The organism is Sulfobacillus harzensis, assembly GCF_012933365.1.
Taxonomy (GTDB): Bacteria; Bacillota; Sulfobacillia; order Sulfobacillales; family Sulfobacillaceae; genus Sulfobacillus_B; species Sulfobacillus_B harzensis.
The window spans coordinates 1-1,523 of the sequence record NZ_JABBVZ010000257.1; the positions used below are offsets into that span (position 1 = coordinate 1).

General features: G+C 60.3%; 1 protein-coding gene. It reads left to right on the forward strand.

Translation table 11 applies throughout. The features are described 5' to 3' along the window. The first annotated feature begins 154 nt into the window (after nt 1-154). Nucleotides 155-1,342 (forward strand): transposase, encoded by a 1,188-nt coding sequence (locus tag HIJ39_RS22870; protein WP_169103331.1) that lies wholly within the window; start codon nt 155-157, stop codon nt 1,340-1,342. Nucleotides 1,343-1,523: the final 181 nt, after the last annotated feature.

A 1,523-nucleotide genomic window follows, 5' to 3' on the forward strand; every position in this document is an offset into this window, starting at 1 on the left:
GAGGGTTTTTCATAACCCGAAGTCCTTGATTTGCAATGCTTGTGGGGTCTGAGAAAATTTCTTTCCCCCTGAATTAGCCGCAAAAAGGAGTTCTCACCATCGGTCGGGAAGTCTTGGTTACCACACCAAACTACGCCCGAGGAGGAACTCGCTTATGGGATCACTTCGACAAACGTCGTTCTTTTCCTTTGAGGAATGGATTCATGACACCGAATGGGATGACCGGCTCCAAGCCATCCTGGATGCGGTCCCCTTGGGACCTGCCCTCAGCGCCTTACCGCAACCGGCCCGCACGGGCCGGCCAGAAACGCACGATCGAGCCCTCATGCTTCGGGCCTACGTGGCGAAAGCGGTGGAACAAATCCCCACGACCGAAGCTTTACGGGCACGGCTCCGCCGGGATCCGGTCTTTCGCTGGATTGTCGGCTATCGGGGCAAGTCGGACATTCCCTCCGCGGCCACGTTTTCCCGCATATTTGACCAAATCAGCCAGTGCACGAGCTTGCAGGCCGTGCATGCGCAGCAAGTGGAGACCGCCCGCGCGCGCCAGATCGTCTCGACCGATGAGGCGGCCTATGACGCCTCGGATGTCCCGGCGTACGAAAAGACGCGTCGGCATGCCGACGCGCAAGATCCGGAACGCGCGAGCTGGGGGCTGAAGACCGGCCCCAAGGGCCAGAAATACCGTTGGTTCGGCTATAAATTGCACCTCGCGGTGGCCGCCGGGAGTCTGTTTCCGTTGGCCGCTCTCACGACGACAGCCAAGATGCATGACGTCAACATGGCGCGTCCGCTGGTGACGATGACCACGGATCGGGATATGGGTCAGCAGACCGCCATTTTTGATGCCGGGTACGATCAAGCCACGCTCTATCAGGATCTCCAAGCGCAAGGTCTGGTCCCAATTATCCCGCTGAATCGCCATGGCGGCGAGGCGCCGGAGGGCCGCGACGATCTGGGGCGTCCCACCTGTTCCATGGGATACACGCTGACGTTGGCGGGATACGACGCGACCATGGCGACCCAAAAGTTTCGGTGTCCCCATGCGACGGGCCATGTCGATTGTCCCATGGGCATGGCCTGGTGTTCGTCCTCCAACTACGGTTATGTACAGAAAATCGCCATTGCCGATGACCCACGCGAGGTGGGGCGCATCGTGCGGGGAACCGCGGCGTGGGATGCGCTCTATGAGTTGAGGACGAGTGTGGAACGAGCGTTCAGCTACCTGAAGGAACAGCTGAATTTACGGACCGTCCGCGTGCGCGGACGGCGCAAGGTCCATACGCATAATCTGTTCGCAGTCATTGCCTTGGCCGCTGCGGTGCTGGCTGCCACCGTGTAGTCCAGACCCGCTGCGTCATACGCCGGTGGTGGGGCGAGCGACCCGGGGTCGTTCCCCGGGCATCGTGTTGCCATGGCGCGCGGCTCATCCCCCCCGAAACATGGTCAGAACGTTGGAAAGGGCATCATCAAGGGGGAGCACTTATCCACAGCCGTGATTTGTCCAGTTATGAAAAACCCTC

Bases quoted from the DNA above. Each gene is read 5' to 3' on its own strand.
- HIJ39_RS22870 (WP_169103331.1), top strand. From the start codon at position 155: ATGGGATCACTTCGACAAACGTCGTTCTTTTCCTTTGAGGAATGGATT.